Origin of the sequence: Streptomyces sp. NPDC002896 (assembly GCF_040295225.1) — a bacterium.
In the GTDB taxonomy this organism is placed as follows: Bacteria; Actinomycetota; Actinomycetes; order Streptomycetales; family Streptomycetaceae; genus Streptomyces.
On record NZ_JBEOVA010000007.1, the window covers coordinates 66512 to 84773 of the forward strand.

Annotated in this window: 21 protein-coding genes; 11 read left to right on the top strand and 10 right to left on the bottom strand. The window is 70.4% G+C overall.

From position 1 onward, the window contains the following. Positions 1-30: 30 nt before the first annotated feature. From ABT009_RS14135 to ABT009_RS14155, 5 genes are all read right to left on the bottom strand, one after another. Complete coding sequence (locus ABT009_RS14135; protein WP_351293116.1) at positions 31-591, bottom strand: isochorismatase family protein; 561 nt, start codon at positions 589-591, stop codon at positions 31-33. Positions 592-605: 14 nt separating this feature from the next. Further along, complete coding sequence (locus tag ABT009_RS14140) at positions 606-1385, bottom strand: hypothetical protein (protein ID WP_351293118.1); 780 nt, start codon at positions 1383-1385, stop codon at positions 606-608. Next, positions 1386-1967, bottom strand: a complete 582-nt coding sequence (locus ABT009_RS14145; RefSeq protein ID WP_351293120.1) for a hypothetical protein — start codon at positions 1965-1967, stop codon at positions 1386-1388. Between the two features lie 166 nt (positions 1968-2133). Continuing rightward, positions 2134-2649, bottom strand: coding sequence for a hypothetical protein (locus tag ABT009_RS14150; protein WP_351293122.1), 516 nt, complete (start codon positions 2647-2649; stop codon positions 2134-2136). A 160-nt stretch (positions 2650-2809) separates the two neighbouring features. Further along, positions 2810-4411: a beta-N-acetylhexosaminidase gene (locus ABT009_RS14155; RefSeq protein ID WP_351293124.1), complete on the bottom strand. Its 1602-nt coding sequence runs from the start codon at positions 4409-4411 to the stop codon at positions 2810-2812. 515 nt (positions 4412-4926) lie between these two features. On the opposite strand from ABT009_RS14155, the gene ABT009_RS14160 reads away from it, so the two are divergent. The 9 genes from ABT009_RS14160 (at position 4927) to ABT009_RS14200 (ending at position 11584) form a co-directional block, all read left to right on the top strand. Next, the gene (locus tag ABT009_RS14160) at positions 4927-5577 is read left to right on the top strand and encodes a 2-oxo-4-hydroxy-4-carboxy-5-ureidoimidazoline decarboxylase (RefSeq protein WP_502989881.1); all 651 of its coding nucleotides are present in this window, start codon (positions 4927-4929) and stop codon (positions 5575-5577) included. A gap of 148 nt (positions 5578-5725) precedes the next feature. After that, positions 5726-6106, top strand: coding sequence for a succinate dehydrogenase, cytochrome b556 subunit (gene sdhC, locus ABT009_RS14165; protein ID WP_351293126.1), 381 nt, complete (start codon positions 5726-5728; stop codon positions 6104-6106). 5 nt (positions 6107-6111) lie between these two features. Then, positions 6112-6603 (top strand): succinate dehydrogenase hydrophobic membrane anchor subunit, encoded by a 492-nt coding sequence (locus ABT009_RS14170; protein WP_351293128.1) that lies wholly within the window; start codon positions 6112-6114, stop codon positions 6601-6603. 24 nt (positions 6604-6627) lie between these two features. Continuing rightward, complete coding sequence (sdhA, locus tag ABT009_RS14175) at positions 6628-8382, top strand: succinate dehydrogenase flavoprotein subunit (RefSeq protein ID WP_351293130.1); 1755 nt, start codon at positions 6628-6630, stop codon at positions 8380-8382. Continuing rightward, a complete protein-coding gene (locus tag ABT009_RS14180; protein WP_351293132.1) occupies positions 8382-9140 on the top strand; it encodes a succinate dehydrogenase iron-sulfur subunit in 759 nt (252 codons plus the stop codon). Before sdhA ends, ABT009_RS14180 begins: the two co-directional genes overlap by 1 nt. 225 nt (positions 9141-9365) lie before the next feature. After that, positions 9366-9773 carry a hypothetical protein gene (locus tag ABT009_RS14185; protein WP_351293134.1) on the top strand — a complete coding sequence of 136 codons (408 nt, stop codon included), beginning with the start codon at positions 9366-9368 and terminating at the stop codon, positions 9771-9773. Then, positions 9770-10291: a thiol-disulfide oxidoreductase DCC family protein gene (locus ABT009_RS14190; protein WP_351293136.1), complete on the top strand. Its 522-nt coding sequence runs from the start codon at positions 9770-9772 to the stop codon at positions 10289-10291. The genes ABT009_RS14185 and ABT009_RS14190 overlap by 4 nt, the downstream gene beginning before the upstream one ends. Positions 10292-10302: 11 nt before the next feature. Next, positions 10303-11067, top strand: coding sequence for a TetR/AcrR family transcriptional regulator (locus tag ABT009_RS14195; RefSeq protein WP_351293138.1), 765 nt, complete (start codon positions 10303-10305; stop codon positions 11065-11067). A 91-nt stretch (positions 11068-11158) separates the two neighbouring features. Continuing rightward, positions 11159-11584: a VOC family protein gene (locus ABT009_RS14200; RefSeq protein ID WP_351293140.1), complete on the top strand. Its 426-nt coding sequence runs from the start codon at positions 11159-11161 to the stop codon at positions 11582-11584. Positions 11585-11587: 3 nt separating this feature from the next. Here the strand turns inward: ABT009_RS14200 and ABT009_RS14205 are convergent, their stop codons facing one another. Next, a complete protein-coding gene (locus ABT009_RS14205) occupies positions 11588-12190 on the bottom strand; it encodes a MarR family winged helix-turn-helix transcriptional regulator (protein ID WP_351293142.1) in 603 nt (200 codons plus the stop codon). Positions 12191-12271: 81 nt separating this feature from the next. Here ABT009_RS14205 and ABT009_RS14210 point away from each other — a divergent pair, with 81 nt between their 5' ends. Beyond that, complete coding sequence (locus ABT009_RS14210; RefSeq protein ID WP_351293144.1) at positions 12272-13564, top strand: MFS transporter; 1293 nt, start codon at positions 12272-12274, stop codon at positions 13562-13564. A 46-nt stretch (positions 13565-13610) separates the two neighbouring features. Here the strand turns inward: ABT009_RS14210 and ABT009_RS14215 are convergent, their stop codons facing one another. Together ABT009_RS14215 and ABT009_RS14220 are read right to left on the bottom strand one after the other, a co-directional pair. Further along, entirely contained in the window at positions 13611-15044 is a 1434-nt protein-coding gene (locus ABT009_RS14215; RefSeq protein WP_351293146.1) for a metallophosphoesterase, read from the bottom strand. A 154-nt stretch (positions 15045-15198) separates the two neighbouring features. Further along, complete coding sequence (locus ABT009_RS14220; protein ID WP_351293148.1) at positions 15199-15441, bottom strand: SCO4848 family membrane protein; 243 nt, start codon at positions 15439-15441, stop codon at positions 15199-15201. A gap of 175 nt (positions 15442-15616) precedes the next feature. Here ABT009_RS14220 and ABT009_RS14225 point away from each other — a divergent pair, with 175 nt between their 5' ends. Further along, on the top strand, positions 15617-16834 hold the full coding sequence (locus tag ABT009_RS14225) for a D-alanyl-D-alanine carboxypeptidase family protein (protein ID WP_502989872.1): 1218 nt from the start codon (positions 15617-15619) through the stop codon (positions 16832-16834). Here ABT009_RS14225 and ABT009_RS14230 read toward each other — a convergent pair. Next, complete coding sequence (locus ABT009_RS14230; RefSeq protein ID WP_351293152.1) at positions 16782-17768, bottom strand: YihY/virulence factor BrkB family protein; 987 nt, start codon at positions 17766-17768, stop codon at positions 16782-16784. The two genes, ABT009_RS14225 and ABT009_RS14230, sit on opposite strands and share 53 nt — an antisense overlap. Then, complete coding sequence (locus ABT009_RS14235) at positions 17756-18238, bottom strand: GtrA family protein (RefSeq protein WP_351293964.1); 483 nt, start codon at positions 18236-18238, stop codon at positions 17756-17758. The genes ABT009_RS14230 and ABT009_RS14235 overlap by 13 nt, the downstream gene beginning before the upstream one ends. Between the last annotated feature and the right edge of the window lie 24 nt (positions 18239-18262).

Below are 18262 nucleotides of genomic sequence, written 5' to 3' on the forward strand. Positions count from 1 at the left end.
GCTCCCGTATTGGGCCGAACACTAGCTCTGTCAGGACGTGCCGCCGAAGTCGGCGTCCTTCGTCTCGACCGTCCCGGCCGTCCGGCCCGGCGCCGTCTGGTAGGTCCAGTACAGGTTCGTGTGCGTGATCACCTGGTCCGGCGCCGGTGCGCCCCATGCCGTCTTGTCGATCGTCGTGTGGGCGTCGCTGACGAGGGTCGCGTCGTATCCCCTGGCGAACGCGCCGTGGAGGGTCGAGCGGATGCACGCATCGGTCTCCGCGCCGACGATGAGGAGTCGCCCGACTCCGAGGTCCGACAGCACGCTCTCGAGGGTGGTGTCCTCGAAGGAGTCGCCGTAGCTCTTCTCGACGAGCGGCTCGGCGTCGCCCGGAGTCAGCTCGGGGACGATCCGCCAGTCGTCGCTCCCGCTCGCGAGCTCGCCGTCGGAGTGCTGGACCCAGACGACCGGGACCTGTTCCTGCCGCGCCTTCTCGACAAGGCTGCCGATGTTCGCCACGACGATGTCCCGCTCGTGAGCCCCCTCGACGACGCCGTTCTGCACGTCGATGACGAGGAGTGCGGTGTTCGGCCGGTTCTCGAGTGTGGTCATGGGCTCCCCTTTGACTACGTATCCGTGACGTTCGGCTCGTACGTCACCGCCACGAGCCGGTCGCTGACCGCCGAAGGGCTCTCGGACCTCTCCCCGGCGCGGTGTGCGCGGATCGCCGGGTCGGAGAGGGTGAGGACCATCACCGGGCAGTCCTCGACATTGTTGGTCCTCTCCGGTGAGCACTGGGTGATTTTCGTGAATGTGTAGCCCGGACACAGAGCCCCGGCGGGGAGTTCCACTTGCAGGGTCAGGTCGTTGTCCGGGGTGAAGCGGAACTCTCCCGATTTCGGGGTTTTTACGCGCTTGCCCGTGATGCCGACGACGACATCGGCCGTCAGCCCGCGGGCGGAAGCGGTGCGTCCCTCGCCGCGCGGCCCGTACATGTCGACCGTCACGCGGTGTTCGCCGACCGGTGCCGGGAGGGCGAGCGTCCGGTCGCCGGGGGCGATGTGCGCGGTGATGGTGAAACGGGGGTGCCCGGACTTGCGCGGCCCTGGGTCGTAGTAGCCGTAGCTCGAGACGACCAGCTGCGGAAGTGCGTCCCGTTCACCCGCGCCACGCGGTTCGGGCCGCACGGGGCCCCTCGCGCCGCACCCCGAGAGCGCCGCCGTGGCGCCGCCGGGCAGAGCGGTGTCCTTCAGATCGCGGAGTGCGCCCTGCCAGCTGCCCTGCCCGGCCTCCGACCAGGGGGCGGGATACGGATAGGGGTATGGGTTGAGCACGGCGAGCAGCAGCAGCGGCGGCAGGCCGAGCAGCAGCCACGACCGCGGCGAGAGCCGGCCGGTCCGGAACACTCAGACCCGCCCGCGCGCTCTGCGGGAGACCACCGCACGCAGCACGCGGCGGCCCTCGGTCGACACGTCGAGCGCCTTGCGCAGCCCGCCCGCTCCGTGGGCCGAGAGGAGTTCGAGGATGGTGACCTGGCGCCGCAGTTCGGCCGCGACGAGCGGGGACATGGCGTCCGTACTGCCCTCGCGCCGGGCCGTCACCGACTGGGCGCCGTCCGCCTTGGCGTCCAGGATCCGGTGGATCTGCAGCGCGGCCACGGAACACGCGTCGGCCCATTCGCGCAGCTGCGCGGCCTCGGGCGTGCCGGCCAGGGACTCCCGGCTGTGCGGGAGGACCAGGGGCGCGGCGCCGAGCATGCGGCGGGCCAGCACGCAGGCCTCGTCGTCGTCCACTTCCCCCGTATCGAGGGCGGCCCGCGCCTTGTCCAGCCGCTCGCCCCAGTCCTCGCCGTCCGCGAGGCTCGCCCACAGCGGGCGCAGCACGTCGTCGTCACCGCCCAGCAGGGGCACGCAACGGTCCAGACAGGCCAGACCGCTCGTCGCCAGACCTCGCTCGTCGGCCTGAGCGATCAGCTCCACCAGGCTCATCTGCGCCTCCCTTTACGGACTCGGAACCTCCCCTTACTGCGTGCAAAGCCCCGGGAACGTCACTGCACCCGAACCTCGCGGTCTCGGAACGTGACGGCCCCCAACGTCACCGCCGCGGAAGAGCCGCTCAAATCCCCTGCACACGAAGCCCGTTGCCCCCGCGACCTCACTGCGGAAGCGGCTCGACCCCCAGCCCGTCGAGGAGCCGGAAGAACAGTGCCTCCGCGAACGGGTCCGGGTCCGCGTTCAGCACCTCGACCAGCGGCTCGTCCGGCACGTCCCGGCCCGCCTCGGCCGCCCACGCGACCGCACGCTCGGCGGCGTCGCGCGGCCGGAGGAAGTAGTCCTCCAGCGTCAGTTCGTCGCCGCCCATGTACGAGGCCATCGCGCCGCGCGCCAGACAGGCGGTCCACGCCCCGCTCTCAGGACCGGCCGCCTCGACGACCACGCAGTCGCTGTCCATGACGTATCCGAACAGCGCGGGCGACCCGGTCTCCAGCGCCAGCGTGTTCATGCTGCCGACGTCCCGGGTGGCATCGCCGCCGCCCGGGCACTCCCACACCTGCCAGCCTCCGGCGCGCTGCTCGCGCAGCGTCAACTGGTCCCGTACACCCTGCAGCGCGGTCAGTTCGGCGAGCGGCCGCTCGCTCCTGCCCACGACGAAGTAACCCCAGTAGCCCATCCCGTTGGCCCCTCGGTGCGCTCGACGGCTCGTCCTGCTACGGCTCTCGGCTCTTTCAGGACTCCTCGGCCGAATACACCACAGCCGTACGCGAGTTCGCCAGCGGTAAGGCAAATCCGGCGGTTCGGGCCGTTCGGCAACGGCAGATCCGGCGGCCCGCTCAGCCCACCTTCTCCGCCAGCGCCTTGAACTGCGGCCACGTCATCTCCGGCTTCCCCGGGTCCCACACCTTCTGGATCATGGCGTTCAGCGGCATGCGGATGCCCTGGGCCACCTGATCCTGGGTCTGCGCATTGGCGAGGTCGCACCATACGGAGAAGACGGCGCCGAGGATCTGGCCGTCGTATCTCTCGGGGACCGGCGTGGTGCCGCGCAGGACGAGCGGTGTCCACTGCTCGTAGATGCGCTGCCCGGTGGGGTAGACGAACTGGTTGGGCTGGCCGAGGACGTAGTAGAGGAACTCGTCGTTGTAGTTGACGACGTCCCGTCCCTCCTGCAGGTACTCCAGCGGCGGCCGCGCCCCTATCTCCTTGCCCGTCCAGTACGCGACCTGGATGTCCTTGTCGGGCTGGACGACGCCACCGGTGTAGAACCCGTCGTTCCACGCCTTGACCGTCCGGCTGTGTCCGCGCATCACCGCGGCCCGGTCGTTCAGCCAGTCCGTCGCCAGGTCCTGGATCCGGCCGTTCGCCCCGTACGCCTGCCGGGCGGCCGCAGCGAGCTGGGGGTACGACGCCTCGGGGTTGGTGGCCATCAGGGCGCGGTACTCGTCGCCGCCCAGATGCCACAGCCGCCCCGGGAAAAGGCCCGCGTACTCGTTCAGCAGGTCGTCGACGAGCTGGGCGGACTCCTTCTTGGAGATGTCGATCGCCCCGGTCGCGACCGTGCCCTGGGCGTTGCGCAGCTGCAGATCGGGGTGCGCGGCGAGCACGGCCCCGAGGTGGCCGGGCGAGTCGATCTCCGGCACGACGGTGATGTGCCGGGACGCGGCCAGCGCGACGATCCGGCGCACCTCGGCCTTCGTCAGATGCACCTTGGACACGATCTCCGGGTGCGAGTCCGACTCGATGCGGAAGGCCTGGTCGTCGGAGAAGTGCAGGCCCAGCTGGTTGTACTTGAGGTCGCCGAGCTCGCGGATGCGGTCCTCGATCCAGTCGGCCGTGAAGTGCTTGCGCGCGATGTCGAGCAGGAACCCGCGCTGCGGCTTCGCGGGCGCGTCGTGCACGGTGCCCTCGGGCGCGGAGCCCTGGGCGAGCACCTCCTGCTTGAGGGTCCGCGTGCCGTAGAAGACGCCGGCCTCGCCGGGTCCGGTGATCCGTACGCGCTGGTCCTTGACGGTCATCGTGTACGACTCGGCGCCACCGCTCGCGCCCGGCGTGAGCGCCAGTTCGACGTCCCCGGCGCCGGCGGCGACCTTCCCCGCGTACCCGATCTTCAGCTCACCGGCGATCAGGCGCCCCTCGTCCGCGAGCGCGTCGTCGTCGACGACCACCCTGCCGCTCCCCGGCTGCCAGCCGGGGCCGCGGGCCGCGGTGAAGTCCCGGACCGCGGGGATCGTCTGCGGTGCCGTCGACAGCGGATAGCTGCGACTCGGCGACGGTGCCGCCGGGGGATTCGGCGCCCGTGCGGCCGATGATGTACCAGTGGGCTGCGGGCTCGCGGCAGGGCCGCCGGCTCCGCCTCCCGCCCACAGCGTCACCGTCAGTGCCACGGCACCCGCCGTGGCCGCTCCCGCACCGCTCCACGCCCAGACTCGCCTCACCAAGCCGCACCTTGCCTCATCACGGCCCTGTCAGGCCGCGCTTCCCGAGTTCCTGGATCTCCGAGCGCGCATACCCCGCGCATCCGGGGGCCATCCCGACGTATCCGGGGGGCGCCACGGGGCGCCACAGGCAGGCGCTCTCCTGTGACCGTATGACCGGATCGGTGGTCGCCTACGTCCACATCGGGCGACGAAACTCTGCCGTCCGGGTGAATTCCGGACATCGAACGGACAGGTCCCGTCATAGGCCGATAGCGTGACGACACATTCATCACTTCATCCACCGCAGAAGCACGAGTCATTCACCGAAACCACACGACGTCGGGAACCATCAGCGCGCTGCACCGCATCACATGCACTGCACCGCATGCACTACATCCAGCCTGCACCGCATCACGCTGCACCGCACGGCACGGCATCACCACCCCGGTGCCACGCCCGCCAGTGCCCCCGCCCGCCTACGAGGAGCGCACCTGCCTTCGCACCGTTTCGCTCGCCGCCCCGGCCGCGCCGCGATTCCGGACCAGCACCTCCCCCAGTGCCTCAAGGGCCCGGGAGGTGTCCCGGCTATACCGCGCCTGCCCGGGCTCGAGCGGTTCAACACCGCGCCCGCCGACGTCGCCGAGAGCGCGCTCCTCACCTGCTGCGGCAGCCTCCGCTGGGCCCGCCGCCTCACCGCGCACCGGCCCTTCCCGGACCTCGAGTCCCTGATCGCGGCGGCGGACGAGGCTGCATACGACCTGACGCCCGACGAGGTGCACCAGGCCCTCGCGGCCGAGTCCGCGCACCAGCCGGAGACCGACTCGCACATCCCGCCGACCGCGCTGCGCACCGCGCAGACCGCCCTGCGCGCCGCCCACGCCGCGTACGAGAGCCGCTTCGGCCATGCCTTCGTGATCTGCCTGGACGACGTCGCTCCAGAAGAAACGCTCGACCAACTGCTCGCGGGAATCCGGTCACGGCTGAACAACGACCCGGAGGACGAGCGGGTGCAGGCCGCCGAGGAGCTCAGAGGCCTCGCCCGTGGCCGGATCTCGCGTCTCGTACACAGGCTCGGAACATCCCCCTTCCCGCAGGATCGGCCGGCGGAGGGCATCGGCCCCCGTCCGGATTCGCCGGAATCAGTGGATTCGGGCCGGCCCGATAGCCCGTACGTACCAGTTTGATTGCCGGTTTGATCACATCGATAGGCCCCGCGTAAGCGTTCCGACAAGTCGTCGCTACGATGGCCGGGGCCGGTGGACCGTACCCGGCCGGGCCCGACCGACAGACAAGCCGGCGCGGCCCCAATCCCCGCTCCCGGAGGGTTCTTCCGTGCCGGCTGGAACGCTGTACCGCGGCCGGGAAGGCATGTGGTCGTGGGTGGCTCACCGAGTCACCGGCGTCCTCATCTTCTTCTTCCTGTTCGTACACGTGCTGGACACCGCTCTCGTCCGCGTCTCCCCCGAGGCGTACGACAAGGTCGTTGCCACCTACAAGACGCCGATCGTCGCGCTTCTGGAGTACGGCCTCGTCGCCGCCATCCTCTTCCACGCGCTGAACGGCCTGCGCGTCATCGCCGTCGACTTCTGGTCGAAGGGCCCGCGCTACCAGAAGCAGATGCTCTGGACCGTCATGGGCATCTGGATCGTCCTGATGGTCGGGGCGCTGTACCCGGTCCTCGGCCACGCCGTCCGTGAACTCTTCGGGAGCTGAGGCCGATGTCCGCTGACACCACCACCGCAACGTCCGGCATCGGCCCCGTCGAGGGCGGCGCGGGCACCGCGTACAACGCCGACAACCCGGCCCCCTTCATCGAGGCGCCGCGCCAGCGCACCGCGAAGACCCCGCGCTCGACCCGCGGCAACTTCGAGATGGCCGCCTGGCTCTTCATGCGTCTGTCCGGCATCGTGCTGGTCGTCCTGGTCCTCGGCCACCTACTCATCCAGCTCGTCCTGGACGGCGGCGTGAGCAAGATCGGCTTCGCCTTCGTGGCCGGCCGCTGGGCGTCCCCGTTCTGGCAGGTCTGGGACCTGCTGATGCTGTGGCTCGCCATGCTGCACGGCGGCAACGGTCTGCGTACCGTCATCAACGACTACGCGGAGCGGGACACCACCCGCTTCTGGCTGAAGATGCTGCTGTACACCGCCACGGTGTTCACCGTCCTGCTGGGCACGCTGGTGATCTTCACCTTCGACCCGAACATCCGCTAGGCCACGGGGCTGAGGTAACCAACCATGAAGATCCACAAGTACGACACCGTCATCGTCGGCGCCGGTGGCGCGGGCATGCGCGCGGCCATCGAGTCGACGAAGCGCAGCCGTACCGCGGTGCTGACCAAGCTCTACCCCACCCGCTCCCACACGGGCGCCGCGCAGGGCGGCATGGCCGCCGCGCTGGCCAACGTGGAGGAGGACAACTGGGAGTGGCACACCTTCGACACGATCAAGGGCGGTGACTACCTGGTCGACCAGGACGCCGCCGAGATCCTCGCGAAGGAGGCCATCGACTCCGTCCTCGACCTGGAGAAGATGGGCCTGCCGTTCAACCGCACCCCGGACGGTCTCATCGACCAGCGCCGCTTCGGCGGCCACTCGCGCAACCACGGCGAGGCCCCGGTGCGCCGGTCCTGCTACGCCGCGGACCGCACCGGCCACATGATCCTCCAGACGCTGTACCAGAACTGCGTCAAGGAGGGCGTGGAGTTCTTCAACGAGTTCTACGTCCTGGACCAGCTGATCACCGAGGTCGACGGCGTGAAGCGGTCGGCGGGCGTCGTCGCGTACGAGCTGGCGACCGGCGAGATCCACATCTTCCAGGCGAAGGCCGTCATCTACGCGTCCGGCGGAACCGGCAAGTTCTTCCGCGTGACGTCCAACGCGCACACGCTGACCGGTGACGGCCAGGCGGCCGTCTACCGCCGCGGGCTGCCGCTGGAGGACATGGAATTCTTCCAGTTCCACCCGACCGGCATCTGGCGCATGGGCATCCTGCTGACGGAGGGCGCCCGCGGTGAGGGCGGCATCCTCCGCAACAAGGACGGCGAGCGCTTCATGGAGAAGTACGCGCCGGTCATGAAGGACCTGGCGTCCCGTGACGTCGTGTCCCGCTCGATCTACACGGAGATCCGCGAGGGCCGCGGCTGCGGTCCCGAGGGCGACCACGTGTACCTGGACCTCACGCACCTCCCGCCGGAGCAGCTGGACGCCAAGCTGCCCGACATCACGGAGTTCGCGCGTACGTACCTGGGCATCGAGCCGTACACGGACCCGATCCCGATCCAGCCCACCGCGCACTACGCCATGGGCGGCATCCCGACGAACGTCGAGGGTGAGGTCCTGGCGGACAACACCACGGTCGTCCCGGGCCTGTACGCGGCGGGCGAGGTCGCCTGCGTGTCGGTGCACGGCGCCAACCGCCTGGGCACCAACTCGCTGCTCGACATCAACGTGTTCGGGCGTCGTGCCGGTATCGCCGCCGCCGAGTACTCGGCCAAGAGCGACTATGTCGAGCTCCCGGAGAACCCGGCCGAGCTCGTCGTCGAGCAGGTCGAGCGGCTGCGGAACTCCACCGGCACCGAGCGGGTCGCGGAGCTCCGCCGGGAGCTGCAGGACACCATGGACGCCAACGTCATGGTGTTCCGCACCGAGCAGACGATCAAGACGGCGGTCGAGAAGGTCGCCGAGCTGCGCGAGCGCTACAAGAACGTCGCCATCCAGGACAAGGGCAAGCGGTTCAACACGGACCTGCTCGAGGCCATCGAGCTGGGCAACCTGCTCGACCTCGCCGAGGTCATGGCCGTCTCCGCCCTGGCCCGCAAGGAGTCGCGCGGCGGTCACTACCGCGAGGACTACCCGAACCGCGACGACGTCAACTTCATGCGCCACACCATGGCGTACCGCGAGGTCGGCGACGACGGCACCGAGTCCATCCGTCTCGACTACAAGCCGGTCGTCCAGACCCGCTACCAGCCGATGGAGCGTAAGTACTGATGGCAACCCCTGTTCTGGACAAGGTCGAGGCGGAGTCCGCTGCCTCCCCCTACATCACCGTCACCTTCCGAGTCCGCCGGTTCAACCCGGAGGTCTCGGCGGAGGCGACCTGGGAAGACTTCCAGCTGGAGATCGACCCCAAGGAGCGTGTGCTCGACGGCCTCCACAAGATCAAGTGGGAGCTCGACGGCACGCTGACGTTCCGCCGTTCCTGCGCGCACGGCATCTGCGGCTCGGACGCGATGCGCATCAACGGCCGCAACCGGCTGGCGTGCAAGACGCTGATCAAGGACATCAACCCCGAGAAGCCGATCACGGTCGAGCCCATCAAGGGCCTCACGGTCCTGAAGGACATGGTCGTGGACATGGAGCCGTTCTTCCAGGCGTACCGGGACGTCATGCCGTTCCTGGTCACCACGGGCAACGAGCCGACGCGTGAGCGTCTGCAGTCCGCCGAGGACCGGGCGCGCTTCGACGACACGACGAAGTGCATCCTCTGCGCGGCCTGCACCTCGTCCTGCCCCGTCTTCTGGAACGACGGCCAGTACTTCGGCCCGGCCGCAATCGTCAACGCCCACCGCTTCATCTTCGACTCGCGTGACGAGGCCGGCGAGCAGCGGCTGGAGATCCTCAACGACAAGGACGGCGTGTGGCGCTGCCGCACGACGTTCAACTGCACGGACGCCTGCCCGCGCGGTATCGAGGTGACGAAGGCGATCCAGGAAGTGAAGCGGGCGCTGATCACGCGCCGCTTCTGACGGCTTTTCGGAGCCTGACGGCTGCCGCCGTTCGCGGTCGTACGTCTTCGTGGGCCCCGTCCCCCGGTTTCATACCGGGAGACGGGGCCCACGCGCGTTTCACGGAGCCCGTCAACATGCTTGAACGCGTTCAAAAACAAGTCTACAGTCATCGACGACAGCTTTTGAACACGTTCAAGAGCGTGAAAAGAGCCTTGCCATGGGCTTTTCAGAAGGGGTGGGGACATGGACCTCACGGTCGTCGCATACGTGGTCTACCTGGTGATCAGCATCGCGCTGACGGTCTGGGTGGCGCAGACGCTCAGCAAGAACGGGCGGATCTTCCTCGCCGACGTGCTGCACGGCAACGAGAAGCTCGCCGACGCCGTCAACCACCTGCTGGTGGTGGGCTTCTACCTCGTCAACCTCGGCTTCGTCGCCCTCTACCTGAGCGACGACGGGGCCGTCGCGGACACCCGCGGGGTGTTCGAGGCACTGTCGACCAAGCTCGGTGTCGTCCTGCTGGTACTGGGCGTGATGCACCTCGGCAACGTCTACGTGCTCAACAAGATCCGGCGGCGCGGCCTCATGGAGCGCGAGCAGCAGCCTCCGGTCCCGCCCCAGGGCTGGGTCGCCCCCACGGCGAAGGCATGACCGCGGTGGCCATCGCCGCCGACCGGGACCGGGACGCACTCGGCGTCCCGGTCCGCGGGCTCACCGTCCTGTACGACGCGCGGTGCCCGCTGTGCACGTTCCTGCGCGACTGGCTCGCCCGGCAGCGGCAGCTGGTGCCGCTCGACTTCGTCCCCGCCGGCTCGGACGAGGCCCGGCGTCGCTTTCCGTCGCTCGACCAGCGCGCCGCCCTCGACGAGATCACCGTCGTCGGGGACGCCGGGCAGGTCTACCGCGGCTCCGCCGCCTGGATCGTCTGCCTCTGGGCGCTGCGCGAGCACCGCCCGCTCGCCTACAGGCTGAGCACGCCTGCCGGAGCGCGGCTGGCCAGGGGTGCGGTGCTCGCCGCCGCCAAGTGGCGGGAGTCGCACAGCAGCCGGGCCAGGGCCCAGTGGGGCGGGAGCGTGTACTACAGCGGAGACGGATGGGTCTACGATCCGCAGCGCGGGTGGACGTACAACCCACCCGGCTGTGACAGCGGCACCTGCGCCACTGGTTAGGCTCTGGTTCCGTGCCAGCACCGAACGACGGCTCCGAAGCCCCGGCCACCGGTCCCACCGGACGTACGCCCGCGCCCACGAAGAGCGAGCAGACCCGCGCGCTCATCCTTGAGACCGCCCTGCGGCTCTTCCAGGAGCGGGGCTACGACAAGACCACCATGCGGGCCATCGCCAAGGAGGCCGGGGTCTCGGTCGGCAACGCCTACTACTACTTCGCGGGCAAGGAGCACCTGATCCAGGGCTTCTACGACCGGATCGGCGCCGAACACCAGGCGGCGGTCCGGCCGGTCCTGGAGCGCGAGACGGACCTCGAGGCGCGGCTCGCAGGGGTACTCAAGGCCTGGCTGGACGTGGCCGCGCCGTATCACGAGTTCGCGGCGCAGTTCTTCAAGAACGCAGCCGACCCCGACAGCCCGCTCAGCCCTTTCTCGCCCGAGTCGGAGGGCCCGCGCGAGGATGCCATCGCCCTCCACCGCGAGGTGCTGGCCGGATCCAAGGCCAAGGTTCCGGAGGAACTGCGGGATGTCCTCCCCGAGTTGATGTGGCTGTCCCAGATGGGCCTTGTCCTGTACTGGGTCTTCGACCGCACGGAAGGGCGCGAGCGCAGTTACCGGCTGGCCGAGCGCGGCGCCCGCCTCACCGCTCGGGGCGTGTCCCTGGCCCGCTTCCGCGTGCTGCGGCCGCTGGTCCACGAGGTGCACGAGCTGTTCACGGACTTCTTGCCGGGGATGACGAAGGTGCTACCGGATCCGGGGGGCAAGGCGCGGGCAGTCTGATCACTGCCGGGTGAACCGCCCCGACGGCGCCCACGCCTGCGCCCAGACCGAGATCCCGCTCACTGCCTGCGGGGGCGCTTACCCTGACGCCATGTCACAGGAGGCGTCGTACGAGTTGCTCGGGTTCGACAACGTGTTGTTGCCCGTCGGGGATCTCGACGAGGCGGTGGCGTTCTATCGGCGGGCCGGTTTTCCGTTGGCGTTCCGGCTCGACGAGGCCGGGATCGCGCTGCTGAAGGTCGGGGGCGAGGCGCCGGGGGTTCTGCTGCGGCTGGAGGAGGACCTCGGGTATCGGCCGCCGCCGTGGCCGGGGCCCCGGGTCTGGCTGGAGGTGCGCGATGCGCGGGCCACGGCGCGGGCGCTGGGGGCGGCGGGGGTTGCCGTCCTGGAAGAGCCGTTCGCGGTGGCCACGGGCTGGACCGTGGAGGTCGCGGATCCGTGGGGGAACGTCATCGGGTTCACGGACTACAGCAAGCGGCCGGAGCTGGGGCGGGAACCGGAGTGGGAGCGAGGCTGACACTCACTTCCATGACGCGCCGCCGTGCTGTTCGGCGACCAGCATGATCCGGCGCAGCATGTCGGACAGGGCGCGGCGCTCGTCCTTCGACAGGACGCCGAGGAGGCGGTACTCCTCGTGGCCGAGCACGTCCATCGCGCCCAGCCAGGTGGACCGCCCGGACTCCGTCAGCACCACGTCCACGCGGCGGCGGTCGGCCGTCGACGGGGTGCGGCGGACGAGGCCGCGGCGCTCCAGCGCGTCCAGGCGGCCGGTGACGGAGGCGGGGGCCAGGTCGAGGTCGGCGGCGAGTTCCGAAGGGGCCGCCGTGCCGCCGCGGGCGGCGAGCTGGTGCAGGGTGTCGAACTCGTGGCGCTCCAGGTCGAAATCGACGAGGGACTGCTCGCGGACCCGGCGCAGATGCACCGAGATCTTCTTCATGCGGGTGACCGCGCCCTCGACGTCCGGGTCGAGATCCGGGAGGACCGGCAGCCAGCGGGCGACGTGATCGTCCGTCCAGTCGCGCTCACGGTCACGGTCACGGTCACCGGCAGGACCGGGGCCACGTTCCTCAGGTCGCTTCGGCTCCTTGCGGTTCGTCGGCTGCTTCCGCTCCTTGCGCTCCATGACACGTCAGCGTACTGCCCTCTCCTTCGGCTCCGGATATTTCGTTGACGAATCATTTGGTACCGAAATACATTCGTCGCCATGTCGCACCCTCTGCTGCGCAACCCCTCCTTCCGCGTGCTCTTCGCCGGCCGCTCCCTCTCCCTCATCGGCGACGCCGTGGTGCCGGCCGCGCTGGCCCTCGCCGTGCTGCGCGCCACCGGCTCCACCTCCGCGCTCGCGCTCGTCCTCGGCTGCGCCATGGTGCCGAGGCTTCTGCTGCTGCCCCTGGGCGGCGTCGTCGGCGACCGCTTCAACGCCCGGACCGTCGCGCTGACGACCGATCTCGTACGCTGCGCCACGCAGCTCTTCGTCGGCATCCAACTGCTCGGCGGAAACCCGCAGCTGTGGCACATCGCCATCGCCGAAGTGCTCGGCGGCGCCGCCTCCGCCTTCGCCATGCCGACCCTGCCGTCGCTGATCACCGGGACGGTCACGGAGAAGGAGCGGCATGCCGCCAACTCCGCGCTGGGCGTGGTCAAAAGCGGCACGCAGCTCGGCGGGCCCGCGCTCGCCGGACTGCTGATCTGGGCCGCCGGCCCCGGCTGGGCGTTCGTCCTGGACGCCGCCTCGTTCGCCGTCAGCGCGGCACTGCTCGCCGCGATCCGCGTACGCCATGTGCCGGTCCCGCGCCGCCGGTTGCGCGAGGACCTCGTCGAGGGATGGCGGGAGGTGCGCAGCCGCGACTGGTACTGGACGAGCCTTGTCGGGCACGCCGCCTGGAACGGGGCCGCGGCCGTGCTGATGACCCTCGGCCCCGCCCTCGCCGTCGACGAGCTGGGCGGCGAGGGCGTCTGGGTCGCGATCCTCCAGGCGGGCGCGATCGGGCTGCTGGTCGGCTCGCTGCTGGCCGGCCGGGCCCGGCCCCGGCGTCCCGTCCTCGTCGCCAACCTGGGCCTGGCGACGTACGCACTGCCGCTGGCTCTGCTCGCCGCAGAGGCACCCGCCCCGGCCGTCATCGGGGCGTACGGCGTGGCGCAGGCGGGGCTCGGCTTCCTCAACCCCGTGTGGCAGACGTCGGTACAGGCCGCCATCCCGGAGGGTGTGCTGGCGCGCGTCACCTCTTACGACTGGCTGCTGTCACTGGGCGCGATGCCGCTCGGTTACGTCCTCGCGCCCCTCGCGGCGAACGCGTGGGGCGCCGGGACGCCGCTGTGGGTCTCGGCGGTCGTCGTCGCAGTGGCGTGCGCGGGGACGGCGGCGGTGCCCGGCGTCCGTCGCTTCACCGTGCGCGACGGCGTGGCGGACACCCTTCCGGCGCCGGCCGGTTCACGGCGCCGGTCCCCTCAGGAGCCGGCTCCGCGTCATACGCCCGCGGGCCCTGAGTCTCCGTGAGCACAGGGTCACCCGGCGGCCGCGTCCCCGACCCCGTCCTGAGGTATCAGGCCTGCTTCGATGCGAGTTCCACGACCGTGATGTCCGACGGTGCCCCGACTCGCACCGGCGGCCCCCACGCGCCCGCGCCCCGGGTCACGTACAGCTGCGTGTCGCCGTAGCGTTCCAGACCGGCGAGCGTCGGGTTCGCCATGTCGGCGATGATGGTGCCGGGCCACATCTGTCCGCCGTGGGTGTGCCCGGACAGCTGGAGGTCCACGCCGTGCTCGACGGCCTCGTGGATCATCACGGGCTGGTGGGCGAGGAGCACGGCGGCGCGTGAGGTGTCGCGGTCGCCGAGGGCCTTGGTGTAGTCGGGGCCGTCGCCGTAGTCGTCGCCGGAGATGTCGTTGACGCCCGCGAGGTCGAAGCCGTCCATCTCGACGCGGGCGTTCTGCAGCGCGCGCAGGCCGAGTTCCTGCACGTGGTCGACCCACTGCTCGGCGCCGGAGAAGTACTCGTGGTTGCCGGTGACGAAGTACGCGCCGTGGCGCGCCCGCAGTTGGGCGAGGGGCTCTACGGCAGGACCGAGGTTCTCGACGCTGCCGTCGACCAGGTCGCCGACGACCGCGATGAGGTCGGGCTGGGTCGCGTTGACGCGGTCGACGACGCGCTGCGCGAAGCCGCGCCCCAGGGTCGGGCCGAGGTGGATGTCGCTGACCACGGTGATCCGGAACCCGTGCGCCGCGCGCGGCAGTTTGGCCAGCGGTACCGTCAGCCGCTTCACCTTTGGGCCGCTGAGCACGCCGTACGCCCCGTTGCCGACGGTGCCGAGGGCTACGGCCGCGGCGGCGCCGCCCACGATGCGGGAGACGAAGAGGCGGCGGGTGGGGGTGTTGCCGGGCGGGGGCGGAGCGGCGGGGGACGCGGGGGCGGGCTCCCGCTCCCGTACGGCCGCCGAGTCCGGGCCGAGTACGGCCACCGGCTCCGGCTCGCTGCCCACCGCGGCGGGCACCGTCTCGGCCCCGGCCCCGGCCTGGCGCTCGAGCCGCTGGGGCCCGGTTCCGCCTGTGCCCACCCTCCCCCATTGCCTTGAGGGCATGGGAGGTACCCCCATCGCCCCTGCGGAACGACTGCCCACAGGCGCGTGCGGCGCCGTTCCGGCACCGTGCCTGGCATCCCCGCGTGCCAACCACCGCCGCAACAGTGGACGGACGAACTCGCCCGCCAGCAGCGCCAGCAGGAGGTACAGGGAGAACGCCATCCACAGATAGCCGGGCCAGGCCAGCACCTGCTGCAGCCAGAAGGGCGCCTCCGCGCGCGTACTCGCGATTGCCCCGAACATGAGCAGCGGCCCCGCGACGAAGACGACGCTGCCCGCGCGCCGGGCGGCCGAGCCGCGGGCCGTCGTGTCACGCACGGCGCGGCGCCACGCGTACCACTGCAGCCCGCAGAAGGCCGACAGCACGGCGAGAGCGACGAGCACGAACACGATGACCACGGCTGCGCCGCCTTTCGGTAGACCGTTGAGCCGTACTGCTTGAGCCGTTCGAGCGGCGCGCGAGGGCCCTTTGACGAGGGCCCTCCGGTGCGGGCCGTGTTGTGCGGGCCGTCTTGTGGGGCCGTCTTGAGCCTCGCGGCTTATGACTTGCGGCTTATGACTTTCGACGCAGTGCGCGCACTCCGCGCAACCCGATGACCCCGATGACCGTCCCCAGGACAAAGGAGACGACGGCCAGCAGCAGGTGCACCCAGAAATAGCCGGTCGGGTCGCCCGCGTCGTCGAACGCGAGCCCGCTGGCGTCCTTCCACAGGTTCTTGACGAAAGTGATCCAGATGACCCAGCTCCACACCCCAAAAGCGAGCAGGAACCAGGAGACGGGGCGGCTGAGCTTCATACGTCCAGTATCGCCGTCCGCGGCCCGGCGTCCCGCGCGGGGTGGGGAGCGTGAAACACGTCATACCTCGACGACGACATCGTCATCGGCGCCCTGTACGTTCTCGACCGTGCCTGCCTATAACACGTTGAATTTGAAAAGAAGGGCCACCTATTTGGTGGCTTCTGTCGCGTTGTTGTCTATTTCGATCGCCCCGCCCGCCCTCGCGGATGACAAGCCGGCGGGCAGCCAGGCGAAGCCGCCGGCCGACATGTCGACCGTCGGCGGGGTCCGGCTGGGCGAGGCGGGCACGCAGGTGGATCTGGCGAACGGTGCTCCGGTGCTGCCGAAGGATGTGGCGGCCCGTTCCTGGATCGTCGCGGACGCGGAATCCGGCGAGGTCCTGGCCTCGCACAACGCGCACTGGCGGCTGGCCCCGGCGAGCACCATGAAGATGCTCTTCGCCGACACGGTGCTGCCGAAGTTCTCCAAGACGCAGAAGCACAAGGTGGAACCGTCCGACCTCGCGGGCATGGGTGCGGGCTCCAGCCTGGTGGGCATCAAGGAGGAGGAGACCTACACGGTCCACGACCTGTGGCTGGGCGTCTTCCTCCGCTCGGGCAACGACGCGGTGCACGTGCTGTCCGCGATGAACGGCGGCGTCGACCAGACCGTCAAGGAGATGCAGGAGCACGCCGAGGAACTGCAGGCGCTGGACACGCATGTGATCAGTCCGGACGGCTACGACGCCCCGGGCCAGGTCTCGTCCGCGTACGACCTGACGCTGTTCGCGCGTTCGGGGCTGCAGAAGAAGGACTTCCGCGAGTACTGCTCGACTGTGCGGGCCCAGTTCCCCGGCGAGACGAAGAAGACGAAGAACGGCACCAAGCGCGGGTCCTTCGAAATCCAGAACACCAACCGGCTGCTGACCGGCGACTACGGGCTCTCCCCCTACAAGGGCATCGCCGGCGTCAAGAACGGCAACACCACGAACGCGGGCGCGACCTTCACCGGGGTCGCCGAACGCGACGGCAGGGTGCTGCTCGTCACCGTCATGAACCCGGAGACGAAGGTGAGCAACGAGGTCTACAAGGAGACGGCCCGCCTGTTCGACTGGGGCTTCCAGGCCGCGGGGAAGGTGAGGCCCGTCGGCGAGCTCGTGCCGCCGAAGAGCGCGGAGACGGGCAGCGGTACGAGCGGCGCCGCGGGCAGCCAGGACGGCGCCGCGGGGCCCGGCAAGGACGCGTCGGACACGAAGGCCGAGCCGGCGGCCGCCGCCAAGGAGGGGTCGAGCGGCATCGCGACCGCGCTGGCGATCACGGGCGGGCTGCTGGTGGTCCTGGCCGCCGGCATGTTCGTGGTCAGGCGCCGCTGGCCGCTTCCGGACCTGGTGCGCCGCCGGCCGCGCCCCTGACCCCGGAACCACCGGCCACGATCCCGGTGCCGCCGACTCCGCCCTCGTCGCCGTCGTCGCCGTCCGGCCCCGGCTCCTCCTGCGGCTCCCTGTGCTGCGTCGCCGTCCAGGCGGCGCAGACCAGCAGCAGCTTCGCGGTGAAGTTGATCCACAGCAGCAGCGCGACCGGCACGCCGAAGGCGCCGTACATGCTCTTCGCCGCCACTCCCCTCATATAGCTGCCGATCAGCAACTTCAGCAGCTCGAACCCGACGGCGCCGACCAGCGCCGCGGTGATCAGCCGGCGCCGTTCCGGATGGACGCCGGGCAGCAGGGTGAGGAGGTAGAGGAGCAGGAGGAAATCGGCCAGGACGGCGATGGCGAAGGCGGCCGTCTGGAGCAGCACTCCGCCCGCGCCGCCCTCGTCGATGCCGAGGTGCCGCGCCGTCCAGCCGACCGCGGTCGACGCGACGGTGGAGGCGATGAGCGATGCGAGCCCGGCGCCGCCGAGCCCGAGGAGGACCCCGGCGTCCTTGGCCTTGCGTACGAAGGGGTTCTCCTCGCTGTCGGGCAGCTCCCACACGGCGCGCAGGCACTCCCGCATCTGGCCGATCCAGCTGACGCCGGTGAACAGCAGGACGGCAGCGGCGATGACCCCGACCGTGCCGGCGTTCGCGACGAGCCCCTCGATGTCCAGCTGGTCGGCGATGCCCGGCACCTGGTCGGCGATCCTGTCCTCGAGCTGGTGCACCCGCTCGGCGCTCAGCGTCGACACGGCGATCGAGGCGGCCACGGTGACCAGCGGAAAGAGCGCCAGGAAACTGATGAAGGTCATCGCCGCCGCGAGCCGGGTCCACTTCACGCGGTCGAGCCGCTCGTAGGAGCGCCACGCGTGCGTGGTCATCAGCCGTTCGACGAGCGGCCCGATGCCGGGGAGCCTCTTCAGCCAGTCCATGATCCTTGTGTGCCCCGCGCGGAGCGCTCTGTCCCCCGTTTGTCGGCCCGCACTGTCCCCCGCTTGCCGGCGCGGAAGACCAGCGTCCGGGTACCCCAGAAGCGCAGCGCCGTGGCCAGTGCCATGCCGATGCCTGCTCCCGAGACGGTGTCCGCCGCCCCCGAGGTGTACCCGAGGCCGTAGTGCGACACCGCGAGGCACAGCAGCTGGACGAGGGCGCCGGCGACGTTCACCGCAAGGAAGACGCCGTACTGCCGCAGCCGTGAGACGTCGGCCGTGCGGTGCCGGTACGTGCCGAGCGCGTTGCCCGCGTAGGCGACCGTGCAGCCCGCCACGAACGACAGGGCCTTGGCGCTCAGCGGGTCGAATCCCGCAGGTCCGCGCAGCCAGAGGAAGAGCCCGAGGTCGGCGCCGTAGGCACAGAAGCCCGCCGCCGCGAAGCCCAGCACCTCGGGCGCGAGGGCCCGCAGCCCGCCGGGTTCCGCGCCGCCCTG

Excerpts from the sequence above, each read along its gene's own strand:
- sdhA (WP_351293130.1), top strand. The coding sequence starts at position 6,628 with ATGAAGATCCACAAGTACGACACCGTCATCGTCGGCGCCGGTGGCGCG.
- ABT009_RS14190 (WP_351293136.1), top strand. The coding sequence starts at position 9,770 with ATGACCGCGGTGGCCATCGCCGCCGACCGGGACCGGGACGCACTCGGC.
- ABT009_RS14205 (WP_351293142.1), bottom strand. The coding sequence starts at position 12,190 with ATGGAGCGCAAGGAGCGGAAGCAGCCGACGAACCGCAAGGAGCCGAAG.
- ABT009_RS14230 (WP_351293152.1), bottom strand. The coding sequence starts at position 17,768 with ATGGACTGGCTGAAGAGGCTCCCCGGCATCGGGCCGCTCGTCGAACGG.
- ABT009_RS14210 (WP_351293144.1), top strand. The coding sequence starts at position 12,272 with ATGTCGCACCCTCTGCTGCGCAACCCCTCCTTCCGCGTGCTCTTCGCC.
- ABT009_RS14185 (WP_351293134.1), top strand. The coding sequence starts at position 9,366 with ATGGACCTCACGGTCGTCGCATACGTGGTCTACCTGGTGATCAGCATC.
- ABT009_RS14150 (WP_351293122.1), bottom strand. The coding sequence starts at position 2,649 with ATGGGCTACTGGGGTTACTTCGTCGTGGGCAGGAGCGAGCGGCCGCTC.
- ABT009_RS14170 (WP_351293128.1), top strand. The coding sequence starts at position 6,112 with ATGTCCGCTGACACCACCACCGCAACGTCCGGCATCGGCCCCGTCGAG.
- ABT009_RS14220 (WP_351293148.1), bottom strand. The coding sequence starts at position 15,441 with ATGAAGCTCAGCCGCCCCGTCTCCTGGTTCCTGCTCGCTTTTGGGGTG.
- ABT009_RS14180 (WP_351293132.1), top strand. The coding sequence starts at position 8,382 with ATGGCAACCCCTGTTCTGGACAAGGTCGAGGCGGAGTCCGCTGCCTCC.
- ABT009_RS14135 (WP_351293116.1), bottom strand. The coding sequence starts at position 591 with ATGACCACACTCGAGAACCGGCCGAACACCGCACTCCTCGTCATCGAC.
- ABT009_RS14145 (WP_351293120.1), bottom strand. The coding sequence starts at position 1,967 with ATGAGCCTGGTGGAGCTGATCGCTCAGGCCGACGAGCGAGGTCTGGCG.
- ABT009_RS14200 (WP_351293140.1), top strand. The coding sequence starts at position 11,159 with ATGTCACAGGAGGCGTCGTACGAGTTGCTCGGGTTCGACAACGTGTTG.